Origin of the sequence: Algoriphagus boseongensis, assembly GCF_004362805.1 — a bacterium.
GTDB lineage: Bacteria > Bacteroidota > Bacteroidia > Cytophagales > Cyclobacteriaceae > Algoriphagus > Algoriphagus boseongensis.
The window spans coordinates 747,767-773,339 of sequence record NZ_SNYF01000006.1 but is presented as its reverse complement, the minus strand read 5'-3'; the positions used below and the strand labels follow the sequence as shown (position 1 = coordinate 773,339).

Here is a 25,573-nt window from a genome sequence, read left to right as displayed (position 1 = left end):
CAAGTTTTTATGAGAGTTTTGATGTTTGGGTGGGAATTCCCCCCGCATATTTCCGGAGGATTAGGTACAGCTTGCTATGGATTGGTGAAGGGAATGAACCATCACAATCAGGAAGTTATTTTTGTAGTACCAAAGCTTTGGGGTGATGAGGAAGAACTGGCAGATTTTGTCAATGCCAGCGATGTGACGATCAATTACCGAGAGAAAAAATTCAAAAATATCTGGAAAAACCTGACCTACCTTGAAGTCAGTAGTTTCCTAGTACCTTACCTCGGCCCTGAGGAATACCAAAAATTCACCGATTACGCCATCCACGATCGAACCGATGTGGACGAAAGCATCTTTACCAATAAATACCAATTCAGCGGTAAGTACGGGAAGAACCTCATGGAGGAAGTCTCCCGCTATGCATTGGTTGGAGCACAGATTGCCAAAGACCGAAAGGATTTTGACATCATCCATGCGCACGATTGGTTAGCCTTTCCTGCTGGAATCGCGGCTAAAGAAATGAGTGGAAAACCTCTTGTGGTGCATGTGCATGCGACGGAATTTGATAGATCGGGTGAAAGTGTCAATCAGCCTGTCTATGATATTGAGCGAGCCGGTATGGAAGCTGCAGATCATGTAGTGGCTGTAAGTCAATTGACTCGAAATATCATTATCAAGAAATACGGGATTCCGGCACATAAAGTATCTGTCTTGCACAATGCCGTACTGGATGCAAGTATTATCAAGTCAGAATACGAAAAGAAAGTCCCTGAAAAAATCGTGACTTTCTTGGGTAGAATTACCTTCCAAAAGGGGCCTGAATATTTTGTCGAAGCTGCGAAAAAAGTAATCGACAGAGATCCAAACGTGCGATTTGTGATGGCAGGATCCGGTGACCTGCTCAACAGGATGATTGAACGGGTCGCGGAATTACGGATGGCATCCAGGTTTCATTTTACCGGATTTCTCAAAGGGGACGACGTAGATCATATGTATGCCATCAGTGATGTCTATGTCATGCCATCAGTTTCAGAACCTTTTGGAATAGCACCCCTGGAAGCGGTTCGCCACAATACCCCAGTGATTATTTCCAAACAATCGGGAGTAGCTGAAGTCTTGATGAATGCCATCAAAGTGGACTTTTGGGATGTGGACGCCATGGCAGATGCCATTTTCGCTTTGCTTCATTATGAGGGAATTTCCAGGATGTTCAAGGAACTCGGAAGTGAAGAACTTAAAAAACTCAAGTGGGAGCATGTCGCTGCCAAATTAATTACTGTTTACGAAAAAACTTTAGCCCAACAATCATGAGAACCATCTGCTTTTATTTTCAGGTGCATCAGCCTTTTAGACTAAAGCCCTACCGCTTTTTTGACATCGGGGAAGACCACTATTACTGGGATGATTTTCTAAACAGAAATGTTATCCGAAAGGCAGCACAGCGATGCTATTTGCCTATGAATGCCCTTTTGATGGATTTAATCCACCAATACAAGGGAAAGTTCAAAGTCGCTTTTTCGATTTCTGGAACCTTCTTGGACCAAATGGAAGCCTACGCTCCTGACGTATTAGAAAGCTTTCAAAAGTTGGTTGCAACTGGTCAAGTAGAGTTATTGAATGAAACTTACACGCACTCTTTAGCTGCACTGAAAAGCAAAGAAGAGTTTAATGGGCTAGTTAAAAAGCATCAGGATCGAATCAAGGAACTGTTCAATGGCTATACTCCAAAGGTCTTCCGTAACACAGAGCTGATATATTCAGATTCCATTGGAGCCATGGTTGCAGAATTAGGCTATAAAGGAATTCTTACCGAAGGTGCCAAGCACATCTTGGGATGGAAAAGTCCCAATTACGTTTACAGCAATTCTCAGGATACGAACCTTAAAGTACTGCTGAAAAACTTCAGATTGTCGGATGACATTGCTTTCCGATTCAGTAATAAAACCTGGGCTGATTATCCTTTGACCACAGACAAGTTTGTGGCTTGGTTAAATGCCATTCCAAAAGAAGAGCAAGTCGTGAATTTATTCATGGATTACGAAACCTTCGGTGAGCACCAGTGGGCTGATACAGGAATTTTCGAATTCATGCGTCATCTTCCGGAAGCGATCTTCAAACATTCCAATTTCTCGTTCTCCACTCCTTCCGAGGTAGTAGATCAAGTGCCTGCAGTGGGTAAAATCCATGTTCCTATTCCTATCTCATGGGCTGACGAAGAAAGAGATTTGACAGCCTGGTTAGGAAATGACCTACAAGACGAGGCGTTTGACCGACTTTATGAAATGGAAAAACAAGTGAAAGGAATTAAAGATCCTGAAATCCAACGCGATTGGGGATACTTGCAGACCTCCGATCATTTCTATTACATGTGTACCAAATTTTTCTCAGACGGCTCTGTACATCAGTACTTCAGTCCTTATGACACGCCTTACGATGCTTTTATCAATTACATGAATGTCCTCAGTGACTTCATGCTCCGAGTGAAGGAAGCCAAACCTGAGAAAAAGTCTAAAGCATAAAAAAATCCCGGCAGTTTGCCGGGATTTTTCATTTCTATTCAATTTTCATCAGAAGGTGTAGCCAAACACATCTTTCTTAGAAGGCTTGTAGAAGATCATCCCGTTTTCAGGATCAGAATCAAATACTGGCTCCTTGTCATTCAAGACAATTTTTCCGACTTCCTTACCGCTAATTTTATCCACTTTTACCAAACCTACTCCCTCTCCAACATCAGTTAGAATAAAACTGTAAACACCTCTGTGCTTGGTAGCTTTGAATCTTTGGTTGGCTACTTGGCCAAAAGCACCGGACATATCTTCGAAAAATTCTCTTTGCGTTCCGTATTGCTTGCTAATGGATGAAGGAGCAAAGGCAGATCCTTGAGTCAATCCTTGCTGATAAGCTGCAGCGGAGGCCATGGCTACCATGGCTACTTGCATAGTCCTCATGGCAATTCTTCCTGCCAAAGATATCTTAGGAGAAGCCCAATGGTCTTGATAAAGCACATTCCCATTAGCGTCGAAGCCCATCATATTTTGGCTTGAGGAAAGGACAAAATTAGAGCCTGTGAATTCCAAGTTGTCTGGAGTTTCCTTTTCGTTAAACTCAACTTTGTTGATGATCACTTTTTTCTGTCCAGTAGCTAGATTGACATGGTAAACTTTCTCATCACTATAGAAAATTTCTTGATCTAACGATGGCTTCGCCCTCAAAACAGGACCTTTGATCATGTCCTTTCCGTCCCAAACTGGCTTTCCATCAAATCCGAATAAGCCCACACTTCCCTCTTCATCCATGTACATGATTCCTGCTCCGGTCAATTGGTCAATACGGATACCCTTGATCTTTTGAGACCATTTTTCCTCTCCAGTGTTTTTATCCAATACGGTCAAGTATTTGTCTTTTTCTCCAACTGCAATTCCGTAGTCTTTCCCTAGATCAACCACAATCCCTGAAAGCTTTTTAGCTGTCCATTTGGTATTTCCTGTCTCAGCTTCCATAAGAGTGAAGTTTTTCTCGTCTGCTACGATTACTCCAAAGTTTTCAGCAGTAAGGACAGGAGCATCTTTGGAAGCCAATGGCTTTTCCCAAATTACCTTGCCATCAGAAAGGCTCACTGCACTGACCACTCCCTGATTTCCTTTTTTCTGATAAAAGTATCCTTCGGTCAAGTGGATGTTTGCATCAAATGCCTCGAAATTGTTTTTCTTCTCCGCCACCTCAAATTTCCACATGGGCTGACCTGTTTTTGCATTGATTTTGGCTGCAGTCTTTTCTCCAATAAAGAGTAAGTTATTGTCAGGAGTGATGACAGGCAAAAATTTTGAAGATACCTCATCTGACTCCCAAGCCAATCCTCCAGACTCAATGTTGTAAAGTTTGGTCTTTTGCATAAATGGAGCTCCTTTTTGAGTGAGGTCCTCCCAAGAAGCGGTGATGATGATCGACTTTAGCTCAGGAAGGTAGTCGGACCCATCATAATTAAATGTGGCCTGTTCTGGACCAATAATTTTTACGACAGGCATGCCTGCAGACCTTGGATCCAAAACCAATTCGCCGGTTCGGATATTGATCACCACAAAGTTTTTGACAAGGATATTATCCGTGTATTTAACTATTGCATAGTCTGAAACCCGAGGATCCTCATTATCTTCCAAAACTCTGATCAGATCGGCTGTGTAGCCTACCTTTTTGCCATCGGGTCCTTTGAGTGCCTTTGCAGAATTGTATAGGTCTTCGTTTGACCATAGTAGCTTCCCGGTAGCAGCGTCTACTCCGTGAAGTCCCCAGTCCGAGCTTCCCACCAACAAGATTTTGTTGGGTGTGTGCTTGGTCCATTCAACTCCCTTTTCCAAACTCAATTTCCATTGAGGCTCTTGGGAAAAGGCCTTGGTTCCAAAACCTATTGCAAACGCAAAGGCAAGGAACAGTAATCGGGTGGTTTTGTTTAGCTTTTTCATCGTTAAAAGAATTTTGATCAAAGCTATCTCTTGCACCAACACCAAGGAATACGGCAATTGACGTATATAAATGCAAAAAGCACCCAAATCAGGGTGCTTTGAAGATTTATTCAGGAAAAATGGATCAGTAACTCTCTTTTTCTGAAGGGAAATCCTTTCGCTTCACATCGCTGATGTATTGCTGGAAAGCATCCATCATCACACTTTGAAGGTCCGCATATTGCCTTAAAAATCGCGGTTTAAACTCTTGGGTAATTCCAAGCATATCATGCATCACCAAAACCTGACCATCCACATGAGGGCCTGCCCCAATTCCGATAACAGGAATGGAAACTGACTCCGCAACCTTCTTAGCCAGTGAGGCTGGAATTTTTTCCAGAACTATGGCAAAGCATCCACACTGTTCCAAAATCTTGGCGTCCTCCAGAAGTTTATTGGCTTCTGCTTCTTCTTTTGCCCGAACAGTATAAGTTCCAAATTTATAAATTGACTGAGGGGTCAGACCCAAATGTCCCATCACTGGAACTCCTGCACTAAGAATCCTACTCACGGATTCTTTGATTTCAGATCCTCCTTCTACTTTTACCGCATGAGCACCAGATTCTTTCATGATCCGGATTGCTGAGCGCAAAGCTTCAGAGCTATTCCCCTGATAGTTACCAAAAGGAATATCCACTACGATAAATGATCTCTTTACCGCCCTCACCACCGCAGAAGCATGGTAAATCATCTGGTCAAGAGTAATCGGAAGGGTGGTCTCGTGGCCTGCCATTACATTGGAGGCAGAGTCTCCCACCAAAATGATATCCATGCCCGCTGCATCCACGATTTTGGCCATGCTATAATCATAGGCAGTCAACATGGATATTTTTTCCCCTCTTTGCTTCATTTCTTGAAGCGTATGGGTGGTAATTCTTTTTACAGTAGCGGAGGAATGAACAGACATATTAATCCAAATGAACTGAGTATTGATTTTCAGAAAAATCTACCCGAATGTGCTCACTAAGTGTGGTAGCTAATTCGTATCCGGTATAATCGGGACGTACTGGAAACAAACCATGACTTCTATTCACCAAAACTGCGATTTCCATTTTTTGAATTTCATGTTCCAAAAATGGCTTCATCGCATAAACCAAAGTCTTTCCGGTGTTCAGTACATCATCCACCAAAATGATGGTTTTCCCACTTAAATGAATTGAGGTTGAAAGCTCCACTTCCGAATTGGAAACAGCCTTTTTATCCAACAACACCTCAACTTCTTCGACCGGAATCGGAGAAATGGCTCTTACCTCATCTGCCAAAAGTTTAGCAAGGGTAGTTCCCATTCCAGAAATGCCAGCAAAAACTACTCCTGCAGCATTCAAATTCCTCTCGTAGATTTCAAAAGCCATGCGGGAGATTTTCTGCCCGATTTGTTTATGATTGAGTACTTCGCTCATTGGGATGATTTTCAAAAAGGAAAATTAGGCCAATTTGGAATGGGATCAAAGCCGATCAGCGATGGGTATCCTCTTCTTCCAAAATATTCACATAGCTCCGGTATCGGTAAGGATGGATATAGCCTTCCTCAAGTTTCTTAAGAACTATACACCCAGGCTCATTGGTATGCGTGCAATTATTGTATTTGCATTGACCTAGATATTCTCGCATTTCCGGGAAATAGTGAGACAGTTCGTTTTCCTCAATATCCAAGATTCCGAATTCCTTGATCCCCGGTGTGTCAATCAAATCTCCCCCTTCAGCCAAGAAAAACATTTCTGCAAAAGTGGTAGTATGCACCCCTTTGGCGCTATAACCGGAAATTTCTTTAGTCTCTTGACTGGCTTCAGGAATGAGTGCATTGAGCAAGGTAGACTTTCCAACTCCGGAATGGCCTGAAATCAAACTCGACTTGCCTTGAATGAAAGGCAAGAACTTCTCCTTTAAATCTTTGTCTTTAAGAGCGGATACCTCTAGAACAGTATAGCCTAAGGGCTCATAAATTTCATGAATATCTTGGAGCCACTCTTCCTCCTCTTCCCCATCCAGTTGGTCCATTTTGTTAACCACCAAAATCGCTGGAATTCGAAAGCTTTCCGTACTAACCAAAAACCGATCAATAAATCCCAAGGAAGTTCTCGGCTTCTTCATGGTGATGACCAAAATGGCCTGATCCAAATTGCTTGCGATAATGTGGGAAAAATGCTGCTTTCGGGTGGACTTTCGGATCACATAGTTTTCCCTTGGCAAAATCTCGGAAATCACGGCAGTCTCTTGTCCCGCCTCTTTTTCCAATTCCACCCAATCCCCAACAGCAATTGGATTGGTCAGTTTCAAATCCTCCTGCTTGAATTTTCCTTTGAGCCTGGCAGATAGTATTCTATCCTCAGATTTGACGATATACCAGCTCCCGGTGGACTTGATGACTCTTCCTTTCATGATTCTTTCGGATGGGATAGTATGTGCGATATTATTCTATCAGCAGCACCCAAGTTCGATTTTACCCATTTTTGGGCAGAAGATGCAGATTTTTCATAAAAATCATCTTGGTTCAACTTCTCAAAAATTCCCTGCAATTCCTGTGCATTCGAAACCTCGAACCCACATCCTTCTTTTTGGCTCTGAACTGATTCAGGAAATTTGCCAAGCTTTTTGACTTTCCCGAAAATCACTGGAATTCCAAAACCCAGGGGTTCTAAAATATTATGTAGCCCTTTTCCAAAAGCTCCTCCCACATAAGCGATTTTGGCAAACTGATACAATGAAGAAAGCATCCCAATGTTATCAATAAACAATACCGGATTCTTTTCTGTAGAATTCCATTCCGAATATTTTTTGGATTCAAGCTCAATCTGATCAGCCCATTTTTTCATGGGTGATGGATCCAAGTCATGTGGAGCGATGATCCATTTATAGCCAGAATTAGAATTGATCAAGGGAATCAATAAGCTCATATCCTCATCCCATGCAGAACCAACCACAATCGTTGGCTGATTATTTACCCATTCCTCAATATCCTTGAGCTCTTTGGGAGCATTAGCCGTAGCCGATACCCGATCAAAACGGGTGTCACCTGCGCGTAAAGCATGCGTGATTCCATACCTTTTCAAAAGGGAAATGCTTTCCTCATTTTGGGTAAAAATCCAATTCAAATCGGAAAGTATTTTTCTAAAAAACCCTCCATACCAGGCAAAATAAATCTGATTTGGTCTAAAAGACGCAGCAATCAGGTAGGTAGGAATATTCCTTCTTTTCAAAGCTTGGATGTGGAAAAACCAGAGATCGTACTTTACAAAAAATGCAAGTTCTGGCCGCAGAATCTCCACGAACTCCTCTGCCCAGCTCTTCTTATCCAACGGGAGATAGGTGATAAAATCTACATTTGGTTGTGGCTTTTTGATTGCAGGATCATAGCCAGAAGGGCTAAAAAAACTTACTACAATCAAATATTCTGGCTTTGCCTCTTTCCATTTGGCTATCAGTGGCTTGGCCTGCTCATATTCGCCCAAGGAAGCGACATGAACCCAAACTAATCTGCCTGGATGATCATTTCTAAACTTTGCTAAGGACTGAAATAATCCTTCCCTTCCCTTCAAAAAGTGCATGATTTTAGGAGAGATCAAGGCTAAGGCATTCAAAATCCCCGGCAAAACCCAAAAAAAAGCCTGATACAGTAATTTCATCTTTCAAAAGTAGGCAATACCTGAGATTTCCACATTTTTTTCAACCTTTGGCCTTTCATTTTCCCCATGAAATAATTTTTGCCCAAAAATCAATTTCATTCCATGCAATTGGTCTGAAAATTAATTAGATTCAAAGCCCAACTTTTCCGAAAGTTAACCCAGTACTGTATTAATTGATTATGATTAAAGTTTTATTCGTTTGTCTTGGTAATATCTGTAGGTCCCCTTTGGCCGAAGCTATTTTCAATCATAAGATTAAAAACTTGGGATTGGAAGGTAAGTTCAAATGTGATAGTGCAGGCACTTCTGATTTTCACATCGGCGAACTGCCCGATGAGAGAACCCTTAAGTGTGCCTCCAAGTATGGCTTGAAAATCAATCACAGAGGCCGACAAGTCAATCGAACCGATTTTAGGGATTTTGATTACATCTTGGCAATGGATGACCACAATCTCAGAAGCCTCAATAATCTAAAAGTCAGGTTTAATTTTCAGGAAAAAGAAATTCATTTGATGCGGGATTTCGTATCGGATTGGCAGGGAATGTCTGTTCCTGATCCTTATTATGGTGGTGAAGAAGGGTTTGAGGAAATTTATCAGATTTTGGATGAGGCAATTGATAGTTTCTTGCATAAAATAAAAGTCACTCATCAACTCTATGCTTGACCAACGCGAGATTTACGAGCAGATACTTTTTAATGCTTTGGGACCATTTACCCAACTCAAATCTGCAAGTTTGATCGCCGCTGGGAATCATAATCAAGGCGTAAAATTAGATACATCAGAGGGTTCCTTTTTCCTCAAATTAAACTTTGACCATGAGCGTGATATTTTGGTCAAAGAGGCTGAAGGCCTTAAAAAACTCAAAAATTCTACTTTTCTGAAGGTCCCTAAAACCTTTGATCATGGACGAGTAGAGGATTACAACTACTTGCTTTCTGAATTTATCCCCAGTTCCCGGCAGCACTTGGATTATTGGGAAGACTTGGGATTGGGATTAGCTAACCTTCACCTAAATTCCTTTTCTCATTTTGGCTTAGAGTCTGATAATTTCATCGCCTCTCTGCATCAAAAAAACCATCCTTTCGACAATTGGCTAGATTTCTTTATTGAACAAAGGCTCGAGCCCATGTTGGGGAAGGCTTACTTTGATCGATTGATTCCCCTGGATTTTTTGAAAAATTTCCAGGCTATTTACCCCAAGCTCGACTCTCTTTTCCCAAAAGAAAAACCGGCACTTTTACATGGAGACCTTTGGTCAGGAAATGTGATTTGCGATAGAGAAGGGAAACCCTGTTTAATAGATCCAGCGATCTATTATGGGCATAGAGAAATGGATTTGGCCTTTAGCCGCCTTTTTGGTGGATTTGATTCCAGATTTTATGAGGCTTACGAGTCCGTCCTACCCTTAGAACCCGGTTTTGAAAGCAGAATCGGAGTTTACAATTTGTATCCGCTCTTAGTCCATTTAAATCTTTTTGGGACAGCCTACCTTCCCGGTATTGAAAAAATTCTACAGCGCTTTCAATAATATGGAGTTTCTCATTCGTCCTTATCGAGAAACTGATGCTGAGGCCGTGAGGAACATCATCAATGACTCCATCTTAAACACTTTTCATAACTATGATTACGACCCCAAAACCTTGGAGGAAGTGAAACAGCTTTTTCAGGAAAAAGAAAAGGCGGGTCATCCGATTTTGATCGGAGAATCGGAAAATGAAGTTTGTGGGTACGCTACCTATGGCATGTTCAGAGCCAAGCCAGGCTATAGAAAGACAATCGAACATTCCATCTACCTGACCAAAAAAGCACAAGGCAAAGGTTTGGGAATGGAATTGATGAAAAGATTGATTGACTTGGCCCAAAGTCAGGGATACCATGCGATGATCGCCGGAATGGACTCCAAAAACTTGGGTAGTTACCACTTCCATCAGCGATTAGGCTTTATCGAAGTAGCCAGAATTCCAGAGGTCGCCATCAAATTCAATCAATGGCAAACCCTGGTCTTTATGCAATTAATTCTCACTCCGAATCAAAGTCCGGTTTAGCCAAGCATCACTTTTTCACCGATTTTTGCAGCTTTATAAATTGCGTCCACAATTACCATATCCTTCAGTCCTTCTTCTCCATCCACAGGAATTATTGGTTTTTTTCCGTCCAGAATAATGGCCGCCATTTCATCCATTTGTGTAGTTTGATGGGTAATGTGTTCCGCCTCGATTGGACCTTGATTAGTCCAAGCCTTAATCGGACCATAACCGGTTGAGGGCTGCATTTCCGCAAAACCTTTGGTTCCATTAAGGAAAAATTTATCCAAATTATTCAGCGAGTAGGTAGAAAGACAAGATGCGACTGCTCCTGAAGGGAAGCCCATTTGGAAGGTGATCGTCTCATCCACGCCTTCTTTAAATTTGACAGGATCAGTTTTCACTTCCTGAGCGGTAACCCAAATTGGTTCTTCATCAAGCATATATCGAGATCCATTGACAGAGTAAATTCCTATATCCATCATGGATCCCCCGCCTGCCAGCTCCCGGTTAAGTCTCCATTGGGTAGGGTCACCAATACTAAATCCACTCAAACCCTGAAAAAATAAAGTCTTTCCAAAAGCCCCTTCTCTTTGTCTTTTGACTACTTCAAGAGTTTTTGCTTCAAAATGCATCCGATACCCAATCAATAAATGAACCCCTGCAGCTTTGCATGCATCGACCATTTCTTTGCCTTCCACAGCATTTAATGCCATCGGTTTCTCACAAATCACATGCTTTCCAGCTTTTGCTACTCGGATAGAATAAGGCTTATGCAAGGAATTTGGAGTAATTACATAGACAGCATCGATGTCTGGATTATCCTTGATCTGGTCAAAATTCTCGTAGTTGTAGCAGTTTTTGGCAGGAATACCATACTTCTGCTGCCAAGCTTCCACTTTTGAACGAGTTCCGCTGATGACGCCAACCAATTTGGCCCTTTTGCAATCCTTCATCGCCTCAGCCACTCTGGTGCCATAGCTTCCCAGCCCCATGATGGCTACACGAAGCACTTGGTCATTTTTGATTTCATTAGTCTTTCCAAAAGAATTGGCAAGAGGAAGTGAAATAGCAAGGGTAGATAATCCTGCTTTTTGAAGAAATTCTCTGCGAGAGGCCATAGGTTGTTCAGGTTTTTGGTTAAGTCTTTGAATATAAAAACTTAAGCCTTCTGAATCATTCCTATTCAGGATTTTCTTCTCACCGCCTGAAAGGTATTTCGGGTGGCTTGTTCCAAAAGAACTTCATATCCTTCTTGCAAAGTGGAAATTTCATCCATCCTCGGATGCAAAACTGTCAGCAATTCCAGTCCCTCATTATACCTGATTTCAAATTGATCCTTAAGCTTGTCGAGCAAGTTTTCTAATTTGAAAAGTTGGCTATCAATCACCAAGGAAACAGAAATCGCAGAAAGCTGGAGCATGTTTACCCTCAACTTTAAGGATTTAAGTTGCTCATAAATAGTATGGATATGCTGCTCCTCTATAAAAGTAAAATCTGTCACTTTAAAACTGACCAGGATTTGATCTCTTTTTAAAACAATGGTCGGAATGGAGTGAACGGGGGCATTCTCATGAATTTTGGTACCTGAGGCCTCCGGATCCAAAAAGGATTTCACAAACAAGGGAATCCCTGCATTAGCCAAAGGCTTGATTGTCTTGGGATGGATTACTGACGCTCCAAAATAGGTCATCTCAGCCGCCTCCCTATAGCCTAGCTCTTCAAACTTTTTGGTATTGGGAAAAATTTTCGGATCGGCGTTTAATACCCCAGGGACATCCTTCCAAATGGTAACCGAACCCGCATCCAAACTTGTAGACAATATTGCAGCTGTAAAATCAGAGCCCTCTCGTCCCAAAGTGGTGGTTCTTTTCTTATCGTCAGAACCTATAAACCCCTGAGTTAAAATCGGGAAATTTTCCAACATCGGCTTCCAAATAGATTGACAGGATTTTCTGGTTTTGGCCCAGTCGATTTTTGCAAATCGAAAATCTGAATTGGTATGAATTACCTCTCTGGCATCTTGCCATAAAACAATCAATCCCTGATGACAAAGAAATTCGGCTACAATTTTTGAAGATATCAGCTCCCCAAAACTTACTATTCGGTCATAAAATTCATCGTAATTTTCTCTGGTCAAAGTTCTTTCCAAGTCCTTGTTAAGCTGGAAAAACAAATTGTCCAATTGAGCGAAAACCGTGTGATTTTCGGGGAATAATTCTTTACAAATCTGAAAATGAAAATCTTTTATTTTTGCACTATTCTCAGAAAAGTCTTTATTGGAAATTTTGAGCGAAAGAATCTCCTCAAGGGAATTAGTGATTTTTCCCATGGCCGAAACCACGATTACCATTGAATTTCGCAATCGATTACGGAGAATTTCAGTCAAATTTCTTACTGCAGTCGAATCTTTTACTGAAGCCCCTCCAAATTTGTAAATCAATGTTTTTGCCATAGAATATTTTACCTAATTTTCAGGTATATAAACCCAAGTATTGTACTTTTCTTAGAATGAAAATTTTACCTTATCAGCCAGATCAATCGAATCTGGCCTATTCGGTCGGAATGACCCTAGACCGATTTATTAAATTCAAACAACAAGACTTCCCATTTGCTTCCGGAGAACTTTCCCAATTGCTTAGGGATATCGCACTTGCTGCGAAGATAGTCAATCGTGAAACCAACCGAGCAGGCCTTGCAAATATTGGCGGAGCCTTTGGTCAGACCAATGTCCAAGGCGAGGAGCAGCAGAAATTGGATGTCATCGCCAATATCAGATTTATGCGCGCTCTAAGTAAAGGAGGCGAAGTTTGTGCCATAGTTTCTGAAGAAGAAGATTCTGTCATAGACCTCCAAAACAGCTCTGGAAAATACGTGGTCGCCATTGACCCCTTGGATGGAAGCTCAAATATTGATGTGAATATCAGCATTGGGACAATATTTTCCATCTATAGAAGAAAAACACCTGTAGGAAGCCCCATTCAGGAAATAGACATCATGCAACCTGGAAACCAGCAGGTGGCTGCCGGATATGTGCTTTATGGATCCTCCACTATGCTGGTCTATACCACGGGCTGCGGAGTCAATGGATTTACTTACGAAAATAGCTTAGGAGAATTCTTTCTTTCTCATCCTGAGATGAAAGCACCAAAGGACGGAATGATTTATTCCATCAACGAAGGGCTTCAATTGGAATGGGAACCAGAGATTTTTTCCTACATCCAATCCTGCAAAGAGCGAAAACTTCAATCACGATATATTGGAAGCTTGGTCGCTGACTTTCATAGAAATCTTTTAAAAGGGGGCGTTTACCTTTATCCCTCTACATTAAAAAATCCAAGCGGAAAGTTGAGGCTTCTTTACGAAGCTAATGCCTTGGCCATGATTATAGAACAGGCTGGTGGAAAAGCCACGGATGGAAACCAACGAATTTTGGATATCCAGCCTCATTCCCTTCATCAGCGAACACCATTAATTATTGGCTCTGAAAAAATGGTCAACGAGGTGATTTCTATGAAAACTAATTCGAGCCTAACTTCTAAGGCTTTTAACCATTGACAAAATAAGATTCTGAGTTTGGTAGATATCCTGTATCTTCGGACCTGTTAAAAGACATACCTATGGCCAAATACAAATTTTATTTACCGATAGCACTAGTAGCAGGTTCCGCCCTGCTTTGGTCCTCCTGTGGTCCAAATGAACCAGTTGCAGAACCTATAGATGAGACATTTGCCACCCAGACGGACAAATTGCTAATCAAGGTTGATACCCTTTACTCTGAATTTGAAAATCCTTGGGGCATGACTTGGCTTCCAGATGGAAGAATGCTAGTCACCGAAAGAAAAGGGGAAATCCTAATCTTCAAAGATGATAAATACACCGGTGAAAAAGTTCAGGGACTTCCTGCGGTACATGCAGTAAACCAAGCCGGACTTTTGGATATCGCTGTCCATCCAAAATATGCCGAAAACGGATGGATTTATATTGCTTACGCGAAGCATTTCGAAGATTCCACTGGTGCCACTACGATCATGCGATTCAAGCTCGACGGAAATAATGCCGTAAATCAGGAAGACCTGATTACAGCCGGACCATCTTGGAAAGGTGGACGTCATTTCGGTTCTCGAATTGTTTTTGACAACGATGGGTATATGTACTTCTCCAATGGAGATAAAGGAAACATTCCTATGAATGCCCAAAACCTGAACAATGCCCATGGAAAAATCCATAGAGTAAATGACGACGGTACTATCCCTTCTGACAATCCATTTACCGATTCTTTGGGAAATGTTTCTTCAATCTGGACTTATGGCAATAGAAATCCACAAGGCTTGATTTATGACAAAGCCAATAATCGATTGTGGGAAGTAGAACATGGCCCAATGGGTGGTGATGAGCTAAACCTAATCGAAAAGGGTAAAAATTACGGATGGCCTGTGATCACTTATGGTCAAAACTATGATGGAACCCCAATCACAGAAATTACAGAAAAAGAAGGTATGGAGCAGCCCGTTCATTATTGGGTGCCATCCATCGCAACTTGTGGAATGACCATCGTGACTTCTGATAAATACCCAACTTGGAAAGGAAATATCCTAATTGGAGCTTTGGCAAAACAACACATCGCCAGAGTAGAGTTGAATGGAACCTCTTATGTGGGTGAAGAAAAACTACTTCAGGATATCGGCAGAGTAAGAACTGTGGCTGAAAGCCCAGATGGATACATTTACGCCATCACTGAAGCAACTGGTTTATTGATTAAGCTTCTACCAATTCGATAATCAGGATTTATCAAATCAAAAAAAGCCTTTTGGGATCTCCGAAAGGCTTTTTTTGTGCTTTCGGAGTCCATTATTCAAACTAGATCCTCATTTACCTCGTTATTGAGATAAGAAATTTTCTATTGAACGATATGAGGCGATCTATTTCTTTCTTCTTGCTTTTCTTTTGCATTGGCACAATCTCTTTTTCCTCCGGATGCTCTTCCACAGATTCAGAAGCTCAGCCGGAACCACTTCCTGACCTAAATTTCACCACCAAGACTGAAAAATTAACTGTCAAGATTGACACCCTTTACACTGGATTTCAAAATCCTTGGGGAATGACCTGGATAAATGACGGCAAAATGCTGGTCACCGAGCGAAAGGGGGAAATCTTGATTTTTAAGGATGATAAATACACCGGAGAAAAAGTCACTGGACTTCCTTCTTTTTATGTCAATGGTCAAGCTGGACTTTTGGATATTACAGTTCATCCCAATTATTCCCAAAACGGCTGGATCTACATTGCCTATGCAAAACCAGTGGGAAATGGTGGCGCGACTACGATTGCTAGATTCAAATTGAATGGAAATGCTGTCACTGGCTTTGAGGATTTAATCGTCACCACTCCTGCCTGGAATGGGGGAACACACTACGGAAGTCGAATAGTATTTGACAATCAAAATTATCTCTATTTCAGCAATGGAGAGCGGGGAAGTCAAGACAATGCTCAAGATCTAAAAAACTCTCACGGGAAAATCCATAGAATCCATGACGATGGCAGAATTCCTTCTGACAATCCTTTTGTCACGACTCCTGGAGCCATTCCTTCAATTTGGACTTATGGAAACCGAAACCCGCAGGGGTTATATTTTGACAAGGCGAATAATCGGCTTTGGGAAGTGGAGCACGGACCAAGAGGTGGAGATGAATTGAATATTTTGGAAAAAGGGAAAAATTATGGCTGGCCGGTCATCACCTATGGGATCAACTACAACGGAACACCAATCACCAACATTACCGAAAAGGAAGGGATGGAGCAGCCGGTGAAATATTGGACCCCATCCATTGCAACCTGTGGTATGACCATGATCACTTCTGATATTTATCCGGCATGGAAAGGAAATATTCTGGTGGCTGCCTTGGCAGGCACTCACATTGCCAGAGTGGAAATGAAGGGGAACAAAGCTACTGGAGAAGAAAAGCTATTTCAAGGAATAGGTAGAGTCAGGCAGGTTTCACAAAGTCCTTCAGGACATATCTATGCGATTACTGAAGGCACAGGGCTTTTGGTGAAATTATTTCCTTCTAACTAGGGATTAACTGAATGGAGATAATCAGACAAAATCGACATCCACACTAAAAGGAAACTTCATCAAAAACTGAAGTGCTTCGCCTATCGGTAAATCTTCAAAAAGCACCCGATGCAAACTTTCGGTAATTGGAGCACGAATCCCTGCGGATTTGATAAATGCATCAATAATCCTTACAGTATTGATACCTTCAGCAACTTCCTCCATGCTTCCCAAAATCTGATCCAAGGTCTCTCCTTTTGCTAGGCGGAATCCAACTGTAAAGTTTCTTGAGTCAACCGAATTACAAGTAGTAACCAAGTCTCCTACCCCGGCAAGTCCAATTACAGACTGAACACTTCCTCCAAGAGCTTTGCTTAAATGAACCATTTCCACCATACCTCGGGAAATGAGCAGTCCTTTGGCATTTTCACCTAATCCTAATCCGGCTAAAGCCCCTGCTGCAATCGCGATTATATTTTTCAACACCCCACTCAATTCCACGCCTACAATATCAGAGTTACCATACACCTGGAATTTCTCAGAACGCAGCAATTGCTGACCTTCTAAAATCACCTCGTTGTATTTGCTTGCTACCACTGTCGCTGCTGGTTGGCCGAGGCTCAATTCTTTGGAAATGTTAGGTCCTGCAAGGCATCCCACACGGACAGCTACTGTTTCCTGAAGGATCACTTCGCTCATGGTGAGAATCTGACTTCGCCGAAGTTTCTTGACCGTTTCTATGCTCTCTCCTTCTGGAAGATTTAAAGTCAATCCCTTTGTCCCATGAATGATCACATGATACGGATAGAGGAAAGGAGCAAAATTCCTCACCACCTCCATAAAAGCCGATGACGGAATCATGAAAAATAAAATATCACAAGCTTTGCACAACTCTTCAGGAGAACTTGTTGCCTGAATTGCTGGATTAAATTCTCTTCCTGCAGCAGTCTTCTGAGAATTGATTTCCTCTACAATCTCCTCCTTTCGGGCATAGACCATTACCTGGTTCTTTTCTGCCAGCATGTTGGCGATAGCTGCTCCAAAGCTACCAACCCCAACCACACCAATTAATTTCGGCTTAGAAGAGTTTCTCGAGGGCATATCCGTGCAATCTGTTATGATAAAAATAAAGTAAACTCATATCCTCAGTGACAATATTACCTTGCTTATCCTTGATCAAAGGACGCTTTGCATGATACATCCCCACGTTATCCAATCCATGGTTGATTATTTCATCCATAGGTCTGTTCATATGTGGAGCGACATCGATCAATCCTTGGTTTTTCATTTCAAGAATTTTATCATACACCATCTGGCAGGCAGATTTGAACTCTTCATATGGCAAAACAATATCCTCCTCAGGAAGTCTAATCAAATCAAACAAGTCGAGCTTGGTGTTTTTTGCCTTGATCATTTCAAAAGCCACAAAGGCTACCAAATGAGAACTGAAGACGCGATTGATTTTATGAAATTCTTCCACAATTCTCTTTCCGAGCATTTGGGTATATTCTTCCTCACGCTGTGCATCCACGGTGATTTTGCCATCAGAGATAAAATAGTCGCGGGTATCGATGACCCTACCTCTTTTGTCCAGACTATTTCCATCCTGATCGACATAGTTACCTAACACATCCAGAGCCCGACCGATGGAGACTGAAATGTCCGAACCCTTAGTAAAGAACTTGACCAAGAATTTGGAAATCTTGTATGAAGTAGAAAACTCATCATTCTCCTTGTAGTATCGCTCCTGTCCGGTGATACTGAGGTAATCTTGAATCAATCCCGGAGCCTCCAGTACAAAGTGATAATTGATCGTTACGGGTACGATGAAAATCTTTCCTGAAATGTCCTGAATCCCATTTTGATAGTTGGCTCGCTGTGCTTCAATGGCTGTGCTAAGGAGTCCAAGTTTCAATTTAGACTCAATCATCCCACTTCTTGATCGTGTTCCACCCGGGAAAAACAAGCTATGACAGCCAAACTGAATTGCTTCTTTGGAATAAGTTTTCAGAGTCTCCAGGTACATCAGGTTTTTCTTCCTTCTATCCACCTTGTACGCTCCTAGCGCATTCATGAAGTATGCGAAAATGGAAATATTGAAAAGATTCAAACCAGCTCCATAAATAAATGGAGGCATACCCAAAACCGAAATAATCCAACCGATCAGAATACTATCCAAATTGGAAAAATGAGTCGGAACCATGACAATGGTTCCTTTGGTAGCCAGATCCCGAATCTGGTCTGTTTGACCCGTAATCTGGATTTTGTCCTGAAGGGTATATTGATTACTGAATATGGATTTAAAGCCTTTAACCCTTGCCGCATTCAACAATCTGGAAAACCCAAAAGTGACTACGCTACGGGTAAACTTGTAGTGTGAAGTCTTGAAATTTGAGGCAATTTCTTCCGCGTATCTCGAAGTTATTTTACCCAAAACCTCCTTGTAGGCCTCTAGCTTTTTGGTTTTAGTCAGGCTAGATTCCGTACTCAGGTGAAGAAGGGAATTTTTAACATCGCTCCAGAATTCACGCTCATCGTCAGGGTCTACAGCCCAAGGATTTTGCTTGATTCTGAGCTTTTCACGATAGAGAGTGGTTTCCAATTCCTCTTTTAAAATGTCAGGATTATTACCCGTAAGCTGAAGAATCTTACTCTCGGCTGTTTCAGAGACTTTTTTGACAAATTCCTTTCGCTCTCTCGCGAGTTTAACCACAGGCCATTCATCCTTTTTGGGAAGGATGGGTTCGTACCGGTGTTTGATATATTGCTCTTCCAAGTGCGTAGTTTGGTTCAAAAGGCCTCAAAGATAAAGAAATTGCCCCTTTCTCAAGATGCAATATAACATTGGTTTCCAATCAGGATTTTGAACGGGTAAAGATGGCTACCACAGCGGAGGTGATCAAGCCCATAAACGCAGCTCCTCCCACAGCCTGAACCATATAACTGTTCAGGTTGAAATTAGACTCAGCAGCTTCCTGAGTGAGAGTCCCACTACTGACCGCATAGGCTATTGCATTAGAAAAATAATCAGGAGAAATGAATTCACTAGTTATGTACTGGCTAAGCGGACTCAGGATGACCACTACCAAAGTGATGACCAAACCAGAAATAAATCCCTGTAAGTAGTTCATCTTTTCTTGGTAATAGTTTCTCTTTTTATCCAGCAAAGCCAAAACATAAATTGCAATGGCAATTGGTGCATAAAACATGGAATAAGTAGCATGTTTGTCTATATGGACATCGTGCCAACCCATGGATTTCTCAAAAATCATCCAGATCAAGCCAGAGACGACAAAGAGAACTCCCCATTTAAGTTCAATTCTGATTTTTTTCATAGTGCTGGGAATTAGGAGGGTGTAAGTGCTCTTTCCAAATTACGAAAAAGAACCAAACGATTCTTCCCAAAGCGTGTTTCAATACAAAAGCTACTAAAGATTCCCTTGCTGAAGCGGGAAAGGGTATTATTTTTACGGCACTATTCCCCAATGAAAAACGACCTTAAACAGATTCAAGTCCCTATTGAAGCCGAAATGGCTGTCTTTGAAGGCAAATTCAGGGACTTCATGAAGAGCAAGGTCAAACTCCTTGATCACATCACCAATTACATTGTCAAGCGGAAAGGGAAGCAAATGCGTCCCATGTTCGTTTTTTTATCCGCTGGTGTATTTGGTCAAATCAACGAATCTACCCATCGAGGAGCTGCGCTGATTGAGCTTTTGCATACTGCAAGTCTTGTCCATGATGATGTGGTGGACGATGCGAATTACCGAAGAGGATTTTTCTCGGTAAATGCCCTTTGGAAAAATAAGATTGCTGTTTTGGTTGGGGATTATCTCCTTTCCAGGGGATTGCTACTTAGCGTGGAGCATAATGACTTCCACCTTCTCCGAATCGTCTCCAATGCGGTAAAAGAAATGTCCGAAGGAGAACTTCTTCAGAGCTATAAAGCCAGAAAATTGGACGTGGATGAGGAAGTCTATTATGAAATCATCCGTCAAAAAACTGCAAGTTTGATTGCTGCATGCTGTGCAGTAGGAATCGCGAGCGTCAATGAAAATGCAGAGCAAATTGAAAAAATGCGGCTTTTCGGAGAAAAAGTAGGAATTGCCTTCCAAATCAAGGATGACCTTTTTGACTATGGAGAAGATGAAATCGGAAAACCCGTTGGCATCGATATCAAGGAGAAGAAAATGACTTTGCCTTTAATCTATGCCTTGAGAAATTCGGATTGGCTCACCAAACGTAAAATTATTTACCTGATTCGTAATCGCTCTGAGGACAAAAAGGCTGTAAATGAAGTAATTGACTTCGTCAAAAAAAGCGGGGGACTCGACTATGCGAAAAGCAAAATGAACGAGTATTACCTCCAAGCACTAGAAATCCTCAAAGAATTTCCCGATTCAGAATACAAAGAGTCCTTACGAGACTTGGTGAGCTATACCATCGAAAGAAAAAAATAAACTTCGACTTCGGTCAAACTGAGCGCAGGAGACCAATTACTCAGTCACACTGAGCGAAGTCGAAGTGTTGGGCTAAGCCATTTTCTAGTTCAAAGACTTAATGGTTTGAATTTTCCCATCCGGAAGATGAGTCAGCTCCGCCATTTTTATATTTCTCAATTGAGTCTTGCCTGAAAGCTGGGTGTCGTGATAGAATAAATACCACTTTCCTTCAAATTCCACGATAGAATGATGGTTAGTCCAGCCTTGCACCGGCTCAAGTACATTTCCCTGATAGGTAAAAGGCCCATAAGGTGAATCACCGATGGCATAAGCTATAAAATGTGTGTCTCCCGTAGAATAGGAAAGGTAATATTTACCATTATACTGGTGCATCCAAGCCGCCTCAAAGAACCTTCTGGAATTGTCTCCTGCCTTAATCGGCTCCCCATTCTCATCTAAAATCAAGAGTTCACGTGGGCTTTCTGCTAACTCAGTCATAGAACCAGAAAGCTTGGCTATGTAAGGCATCAGTGCTTTTTGATCAGGTGCAGGAATTCCATCGGTTGGTCCTTTTCTACCTTCTACCAGTTTTTGATTCTCATACCATTGCAGCTGACCTCCCCATATTCCTCCCCAAAGCAAGTAATAGTCTCCCCCATCCTGAAATGCTGAAGGGTCCATACTGAAAGTTCCTTTGATAGGCTGAGGCTCAGGGATAAAAGGGCCTTCAGGTCGATCAGAAACCGCTACTCCAATCTTAAAAAGGTCTTGTTTGTCTTTTGCCGGGAAGTAGAGGTAGTATTTTCCATTTTTTTCGGCAGCATCAGGCGCCCAAAGTTGTCTTCCAGCCCATGGAATATCTTCCAATTTTAGTGCGACTCCATGATCGGTAACTGGTGCCCCAGGCTTTTCCATAGAAAAGACATGGTAATCTTTCATGTCAAAATGAGAGCCCATGTCATCTTCAGTTACTTCCGATTCAATATCATGGGATGGATAGATGTAAATCTTTCCTCCAAAAACATGTGCTGAAGGGTCAGCTGTATAGATATGCTCCACTAGTGGTGAATGAGCGAAAATCGGTCCCTGTTCTGCATCAACCTCAGTTTCTGTAGTTCCTTTTGGCTGGGAACAAGCGGCTAAAAGCAGAAATAAGCTTAGGAATCGGGTTGAAGATTTCATGGTAAGAATAGGTTTGAATGGGTTTGAGTTTGAAGTTGAAAATAGTAAATGGAAAAGGCTTTAGAAAAACCTACGGGAAAACATTATCAAATTTTTCCAAAAGAATTTACATTTGATAGTATCAAATGATACTATCAATGAAGCCTCCCTATGATATCACTCCTGAGATTTTGAAATGGGTAAGCTCCATTTCCGAGAAAATAGGCGAGGCAAATGCGCTTTTTCTAAGCAAACCTTCTCCACAACTCCGAAAGCAAAATCAGATCAAAACCATCCATTCCTCTCTTCAAATCGAAGGAAATACCTTAAGTGAGGATCAGATTACGGCACTTCTAGAAGACAAACGGGTCATTGGGCCGAAAAAAGATATTTTGGAAGTGTTCAACGCAGTTTCTATTTATGAAAAATTGGATTCGCTGAAATCTATTTCGGAAAAATCCTTCCTTTCCGCCCACGCCACTTTAATGAACGGATTGATCGAACATCCCGGAAAATATAGAACTCGAGGAGTGGGAGTGGTCAAGGGTTCGCAAGTGACACATCTGGCACCACCTGCTGAGAATGTACCTGGACTAATGAAAGATCTTTTCCGCTTCCTGAAAAATGACCAAGAACTTGTCCTGATTAAAAGTTGTGTCTTTCACTACGAAATGGAATTCATTCATCCTTTTTTGGACGGAAATGGACGGATGGGAAGGCTTTGGCAGACGGTAATTCTAAAGGAAAAGTATCCTGTCTTCGAATCTTTACCTTTTGAAACATTGATTAACAGAACTCAATCGGAGTATTACGAGGCTCTCGCGCTGAGTGACAAAATGGGGAATTCGACCGTATTCATCGAGTACATGCTGCGAATTCTCGATGCTGCACTCGAAGACCTGCTTCGAGTCAAAGGAATAACCATCAATCCGGAGGATCGAATGACCTACTTTCTATCTTTGGGAAAAAGCCAGTTCACTCGAAAAGACTACATGGAAGTGTTTAAGACCATTTCCACAGCCACAGCAAGTCGAGATTTGAAGAAAGCTGTAGAAAATGGAGTTCTTAAAGCTGAGGGAGTTAGGAATCAGACGTGGTATTCAATAGGTTAAAATTCAAACAAAAAAGAAATGAGTTGCTATTTTAAAAATTTCTCCTACAAAGACATACTCACTGTTTTAATGTCAAGTCTGATTTCGATTTCAATAATCTTAAGCCTTCAATTAGAAGTCACCAAAAGCAATCTGTTTTTAACTATTCTATTAACTTTTTTTATTCCAGTTTCTACTATGCACATTGTCTATTGGCAGGATCATCAGAAGGAAAACAACTCTCTCGGAAGAATTTTACAAGATCTCCTATTTATCTTAGTAACTTTTTTATTGCTTTTCATTTTATTTAAAATTAATAACATATTCTATAAAATCGGGAGTGGAAAAAACCTGATTACTGTTTTATTTATTTGTGTATTTGTCTCAGAGATTGTATACAGTGTTTCTATCAAATTTTTACTAAGGCTGATTAAAAAATGAAAAGTAAAATAAAAATTATCACAGCCATAATACTGTTAATTTACGTATCAATTCTTTCTATATATAAAAATGATAGAAAAGAGCAAGCTCTTTACAGATATAAAATCATTACTGACTCGACAGATCTAGCACCAGAGGACTTTTTGAGAGTTGCTGAAATCTGGACTAAGTCGTCAGCTAGAATTAGAACCCAAATCACACTAATTCAAGAAAATGACTCACTTGTTGCACGAGCTTATATTGATCGTCATAATTCATGGTTGAAAAAAGATCATAATATTGACGGAGCCCTTTTTACTCATGAATTATACCATGCCCGATTAGCTCAAGCAATAGCAAAAGATCTGAGCAAGAAAATCGATTTTTATGGTTATGATAAAAAAACGTCCTTTTCCAAACTAGAACTCTATCAGAAAAAACTAAACTACTTACAAGGAAAATATGATTCAGAATCCAATCACAGCAGAAACAAATTAATGCAGGCTTATTGGGAATATAAGATTGATTCGTTATATAATTTAGGCCAACATTACAACATTTCTGAAGAAGTTTCAGTATTCTTCCCCACTCCTCCAAAAGTTCAAGTTTGGCAATTCCCTGACGACACTTTGTATGGTAAAAACTCTATTGTAAATAAATTAGAATTTACCATCCTTAAGTTGAATCCAATTAAAATGGACTCTACCTACTTAATAAACTATTTTGAAAATATAATTTTCACAGAAAATAGCAAATACAATACAATTTATTTGGAACCAGAAACATCAAAATCGATTTTATTTGGTTATTCAAAAGACACGGTGAACAAAATTGAAACCCATAATAACATTTTGGTTGATTCTCAACTTAATTTTTATTTGGCAAGGTACGTCTTTCCGTATTTCGAAGACCAAGACAGTACGCTAATAAAAGTTGGAGAAAGATTTTTCGACTCAATCAAATTCAAGTCTGATTCAAACCCTCCAAAAACCCCTTAAATTCGGCAAAGCTTTGTCCCATCGGGATAACTTTTTTCTCACCTTCCATAAAGGCTGCCAATCGATCCGGTAACACCAATTTTTCTCCCAAAGCATCTTCAACCACATCCCGGAACTTACCAGGATGGGCGGTCTCCAGAAATACTCCGACATAACCGGAATTTTCAGCCATAAAATCTTTCAAACCCAAATACCCCACTGCCCCATGCGGATCGAGGGTATAGCCCAAAGGCTGCAATGATTGAATCGCCTCGACAGTCTGAGCGTCGGTATAGAAATAGCCTTTGACATTTTCCCGAAACAGCTCTTCATCACCGTCATACAGCGCCTGAAGCCTTGGAAAATTGCTCGGATTGCCTACGTCCATGGAGTTGGAAACTGTAGGCACTGATGGTTTGGCTTGGAAAGGAAATCCATGCAAATACTCGGGCACAACCTTATTGACATTGGTAGCAGCTACGAAGCGGTCGATCGGTAAGCCCATTCGTTGAGCCAAAATCCCCGCTCCGATATTTCCAAAATTCCCACTTGGAACGGCAAAAACGACCTTCTTTCCATCTCTTGGAAGTCTTGAAAAAGCATAGAAATAGTATAAACACTGAGGAATCCAGCGAGCAATGTTAATCGAATTGGCAGAGGTCAGAAGCAATTTTTGATTCAAATCAGGATCCAAAAAGGCCTGCTTCACCAGCCTCTGACAATCGTCAAAAACCCCATCCACTTCCAAAGCGGTGATATTTTGACCTAAAGTGGTAAACTGCTTTTCCTGTAGAGGACTCACCTTTCCTTTCGGAAAAAGAATAATCACTTCAACACCATCGACACCCAAAAAACCATTAGCTACAGCACTTCCAGTATCTCCAGAAGTAGCTACTAATACCCGAACTTTCTTTTCAGAACTGGTTTGAAGCATGCTCATCAATTTGGAGCAAAACCTAGCCCCAAAGTCTTTGAAGGCCAAGGTTGGCCCATGAAAAAGTTCCAAACTGTAAACTGCATACTCGACCTTTACCAATGGCGCATCAAAAGTCAAAGTATGATCTACTAATTCATGAATTTGTTCCCGACTTAAATCCTCCGAAAACAAGGCCCCGATCACGGCATACCCGATTTCCCTGAAACTCATTTCCGACATCTTCTCGATAAGTTCCTGAGGCAAAACAGGAATTCGCTCCGGCATGTACAATCCATTGTCAGGAGCCAAACCTTTGATCACAGCCTCTGCCAGGGAAACTTTATGGTTGGGGTTATTTGTGCTATAGTACTGCAT

At 41.3% G+C, this 25,573-nt stretch carries 23 protein-coding genes; 11 read left to right on the top strand and 12 right to left on the bottom strand.

Translation table 11 applies throughout. From position 1 onward, the window contains the following. Positions 1 to 9: 9 nt before the first annotated feature. Positions 10 to 1,299, top strand: a complete 1,290-nt coding sequence (locus DFQ04_RS11025) for a glycosyltransferase family 4 protein (RefSeq protein WP_133555752.1) — start codon at positions 10 to 12, stop codon at positions 1,297 to 1,299. Continuing rightward, positions 1,296 to 2,507 (top strand): glycoside hydrolase family 57 protein, encoded by a 1,212-nt coding sequence (locus tag DFQ04_RS11020; protein WP_133555750.1) that lies wholly within the window; start codon positions 1,296 to 1,298, stop codon positions 2,505 to 2,507. Before DFQ04_RS11025 ends, DFQ04_RS11020 begins: the two co-directional genes overlap by 4 nt. Before the next feature lie 48 nt (positions 2,508 to 2,555). Here DFQ04_RS11020 and DFQ04_RS11015 read toward each other — a convergent pair whose 3' ends face one another. The 5 genes from DFQ04_RS11015 to DFQ04_RS10995 form a co-directional block, all read right to left on the bottom strand. Continuing rightward, positions 2,556 to 4,448: an outer membrane protein assembly factor BamB family protein gene (locus DFQ04_RS11015; RefSeq protein WP_133555748.1), complete on the bottom strand. Its 1,893-nt coding sequence runs from the start codon at positions 4,446 to 4,448 to the stop codon at positions 2,556 to 2,558. A gap of 124 nt (positions 4,449 to 4,572) precedes the next feature. Beyond that, the gene (gene panB, locus DFQ04_RS11010; RefSeq protein WP_133555745.1) at positions 4,573 to 5,394 is read right to left on the bottom strand and encodes a 3-methyl-2-oxobutanoate hydroxymethyltransferase; all 822 of its coding nucleotides are present in this window, start codon (positions 5,392 to 5,394) and stop codon (positions 4,573 to 4,575) included. A 1-nt stretch (position 5,395) separates the two neighbouring features. Beyond that, positions 5,396 to 5,887, bottom strand: coding sequence for a phosphoribosyltransferase family protein (locus DFQ04_RS11005; protein WP_133555743.1), 492 nt, complete (start codon positions 5,885 to 5,887; stop codon positions 5,396 to 5,398). Between the two features lie 55 nt (positions 5,888 to 5,942). Next, positions 5,943 to 6,866, bottom strand: coding sequence for a ribosome small subunit-dependent GTPase A (rsgA, locus tag DFQ04_RS11000; protein WP_133555741.1), 924 nt, complete (start codon positions 6,864 to 6,866; stop codon positions 5,943 to 5,945). Next, positions 6,863 to 8,110: a 3-deoxy-D-manno-octulosonic acid transferase gene (locus tag DFQ04_RS10995; RefSeq protein ID WP_133555739.1), complete on the bottom strand. Its 1,248-nt coding sequence runs from the start codon at positions 8,108 to 8,110 to the stop codon at positions 6,863 to 6,865. The genes rsgA and DFQ04_RS10995 overlap by 4 nt, the downstream gene beginning before the upstream one ends. Positions 8,111 to 8,289: 179 nt before the next feature. Here DFQ04_RS10995 and DFQ04_RS10990 point away from each other — a divergent pair, with 179 nt between their 5' ends. The 3 genes from DFQ04_RS10990 to DFQ04_RS10980 are packed head-to-tail and all read left to right on the top strand — an operon-like array spanning position 8,290 to position 10,157. Continuing rightward, positions 8,290 to 8,775, top strand: a complete 486-nt coding sequence (locus tag DFQ04_RS10990; RefSeq protein WP_133555737.1) for a low molecular weight protein-tyrosine-phosphatase — start codon at positions 8,290 to 8,292, stop codon at positions 8,773 to 8,775. Further along, positions 8,768 to 9,640: a fructosamine kinase family protein gene (locus DFQ04_RS10985; RefSeq protein WP_133555735.1), complete on the top strand. Its 873-nt coding sequence runs from the start codon at positions 8,768 to 8,770 to the stop codon at positions 9,638 to 9,640. Before DFQ04_RS10990 ends, DFQ04_RS10985 begins: the two co-directional genes overlap by 8 nt. After that, positions 9,612 to 10,157 (top strand): GNAT family N-acetyltransferase, encoded by a 546-nt coding sequence (locus DFQ04_RS10980; protein WP_208110524.1) that lies wholly within the window; start codon positions 9,612 to 9,614, stop codon positions 10,155 to 10,157. The genes DFQ04_RS10985 and DFQ04_RS10980 overlap by 29 nt, the downstream gene beginning before the upstream one ends. Here the strand turns inward: DFQ04_RS10980 and DFQ04_RS10975 are convergent. Continuing rightward, entirely contained in the window at positions 10,154 to 11,257 is a 1,104-nt protein-coding gene (locus DFQ04_RS10975) for a Gfo/Idh/MocA family protein (protein ID WP_133555733.1), read from the bottom strand. The two genes, DFQ04_RS10980 and DFQ04_RS10975, sit on opposite strands and share 4 nt — an antisense overlap. A 65-nt stretch (positions 11,258 to 11,322) precedes the next feature. Further along, positions 11,323 to 12,591 (bottom strand): aspartate kinase, encoded by a 1,269-nt coding sequence (locus tag DFQ04_RS10970; protein WP_133555731.1) that lies wholly within the window; start codon positions 12,589 to 12,591, stop codon positions 11,323 to 11,325. 56 nt (positions 12,592 to 12,647) lie between these two features. Here DFQ04_RS10970 and fbp point away from each other — a divergent pair, with 56 nt between their 5' ends. From fbp to DFQ04_RS10955, 3 genes are all read left to right on the top strand, one after another. Beyond that, positions 12,648 to 13,694, top strand: a complete 1,047-nt coding sequence (gene fbp / locus DFQ04_RS10965; RefSeq protein ID WP_133555729.1) for a class 1 fructose-bisphosphatase — start codon at positions 12,648 to 12,650, stop codon at positions 13,692 to 13,694. A 62-nt stretch (positions 13,695 to 13,756) separates the two neighbouring features. Beyond that, positions 13,757 to 14,917 carry a PQQ-dependent sugar dehydrogenase gene (locus DFQ04_RS10960; protein ID WP_133555727.1) on the top strand — a complete coding sequence of 387 codons (1,161 nt, stop codon included), beginning with the start codon at positions 13,757 to 13,759 and terminating at the stop codon, positions 14,915 to 14,917. Positions 14,918 to 15,048: 131 nt separating this feature from the next. Then, positions 15,049 to 16,212, top strand: a complete 1,164-nt coding sequence (locus DFQ04_RS10955; RefSeq protein ID WP_133555725.1) for a PQQ-dependent sugar dehydrogenase — start codon at positions 15,049 to 15,051, stop codon at positions 16,210 to 16,212. A 21-nt stretch (positions 16,213 to 16,233) separates the two neighbouring features. Here the strand turns inward: DFQ04_RS10955 and DFQ04_RS10950 are convergent, their stop codons facing one another. From DFQ04_RS10950 to DFQ04_RS10940, 3 genes are all read right to left on the bottom strand, one after another. Next, positions 16,234 to 17,292, bottom strand: coding sequence for an NAD(P)H-dependent glycerol-3-phosphate dehydrogenase (locus DFQ04_RS10950; RefSeq protein ID WP_133555723.1), 1,059 nt, complete (start codon positions 17,290 to 17,292; stop codon positions 16,234 to 16,236). After that, entirely contained in the window at positions 17,270 to 18,967 is a 1,698-nt protein-coding gene (locus DFQ04_RS10945; RefSeq protein WP_133555721.1) for a 1-acyl-sn-glycerol-3-phosphate acyltransferase, read from the bottom strand. Before DFQ04_RS10945 ends, DFQ04_RS10950 begins: the two co-directional genes overlap by 23 nt. Positions 18,968 to 19,046: 79 nt before the next feature. Next, positions 19,047 to 19,526, bottom strand: a complete 480-nt coding sequence (locus DFQ04_RS10940) for a DUF4199 domain-containing protein (protein ID WP_133555719.1) — start codon at positions 19,524 to 19,526, stop codon at positions 19,047 to 19,049. Positions 19,527 to 19,676: 150 nt separating this feature from the next. Between DFQ04_RS10940 and DFQ04_RS10935 the strand changes: the two genes are divergently transcribed. Then, entirely contained in the window at positions 19,677 to 20,651 is a 975-nt protein-coding gene (locus tag DFQ04_RS10935) for a polyprenyl synthetase family protein (RefSeq protein ID WP_133555717.1), read from the top strand. An 84-nt stretch (positions 20,652 to 20,735) separates the two neighbouring features. Here DFQ04_RS10935 and DFQ04_RS10930 read toward each other — a convergent pair whose 3' ends face one another. Beyond that, positions 20,736 to 21,815 carry a glycoside hydrolase family 43 protein gene (locus tag DFQ04_RS10930; RefSeq protein ID WP_133555714.1) on the bottom strand — a complete coding sequence of 360 codons (1,080 nt, stop codon included), beginning with the start codon at positions 21,813 to 21,815 and terminating at the stop codon, positions 20,736 to 20,738. A gap of 137 nt (positions 21,816 to 21,952) precedes the next feature. Between DFQ04_RS10930 and DFQ04_RS10925 the strand changes: the two genes are divergently transcribed. Next, a complete protein-coding gene (locus DFQ04_RS10925; RefSeq protein ID WP_133555712.1) occupies positions 21,953 to 22,906 on the top strand; it encodes a Fic family protein in 954 nt (317 codons plus the stop codon). Between the two features lie 416 nt (positions 22,907 to 23,322). Beyond that, complete coding sequence (locus DFQ04_RS10920; RefSeq protein WP_133555710.1) at positions 23,323 to 24,303, top strand: hypothetical protein; 981 nt, start codon at positions 23,323 to 23,325, stop codon at positions 24,301 to 24,303. On the opposite strand, the gene thrC is transcribed toward DFQ04_RS10920, so the two are convergent. After that, positions 24,269 to 25,573, bottom strand: coding sequence for a threonine synthase (gene thrC, locus DFQ04_RS10915; RefSeq protein ID WP_133555708.1), 1,305 nt, complete (start codon positions 25,571 to 25,573; stop codon positions 24,269 to 24,271). The two genes, DFQ04_RS10920 and thrC, sit on opposite strands and share 35 nt — an antisense overlap.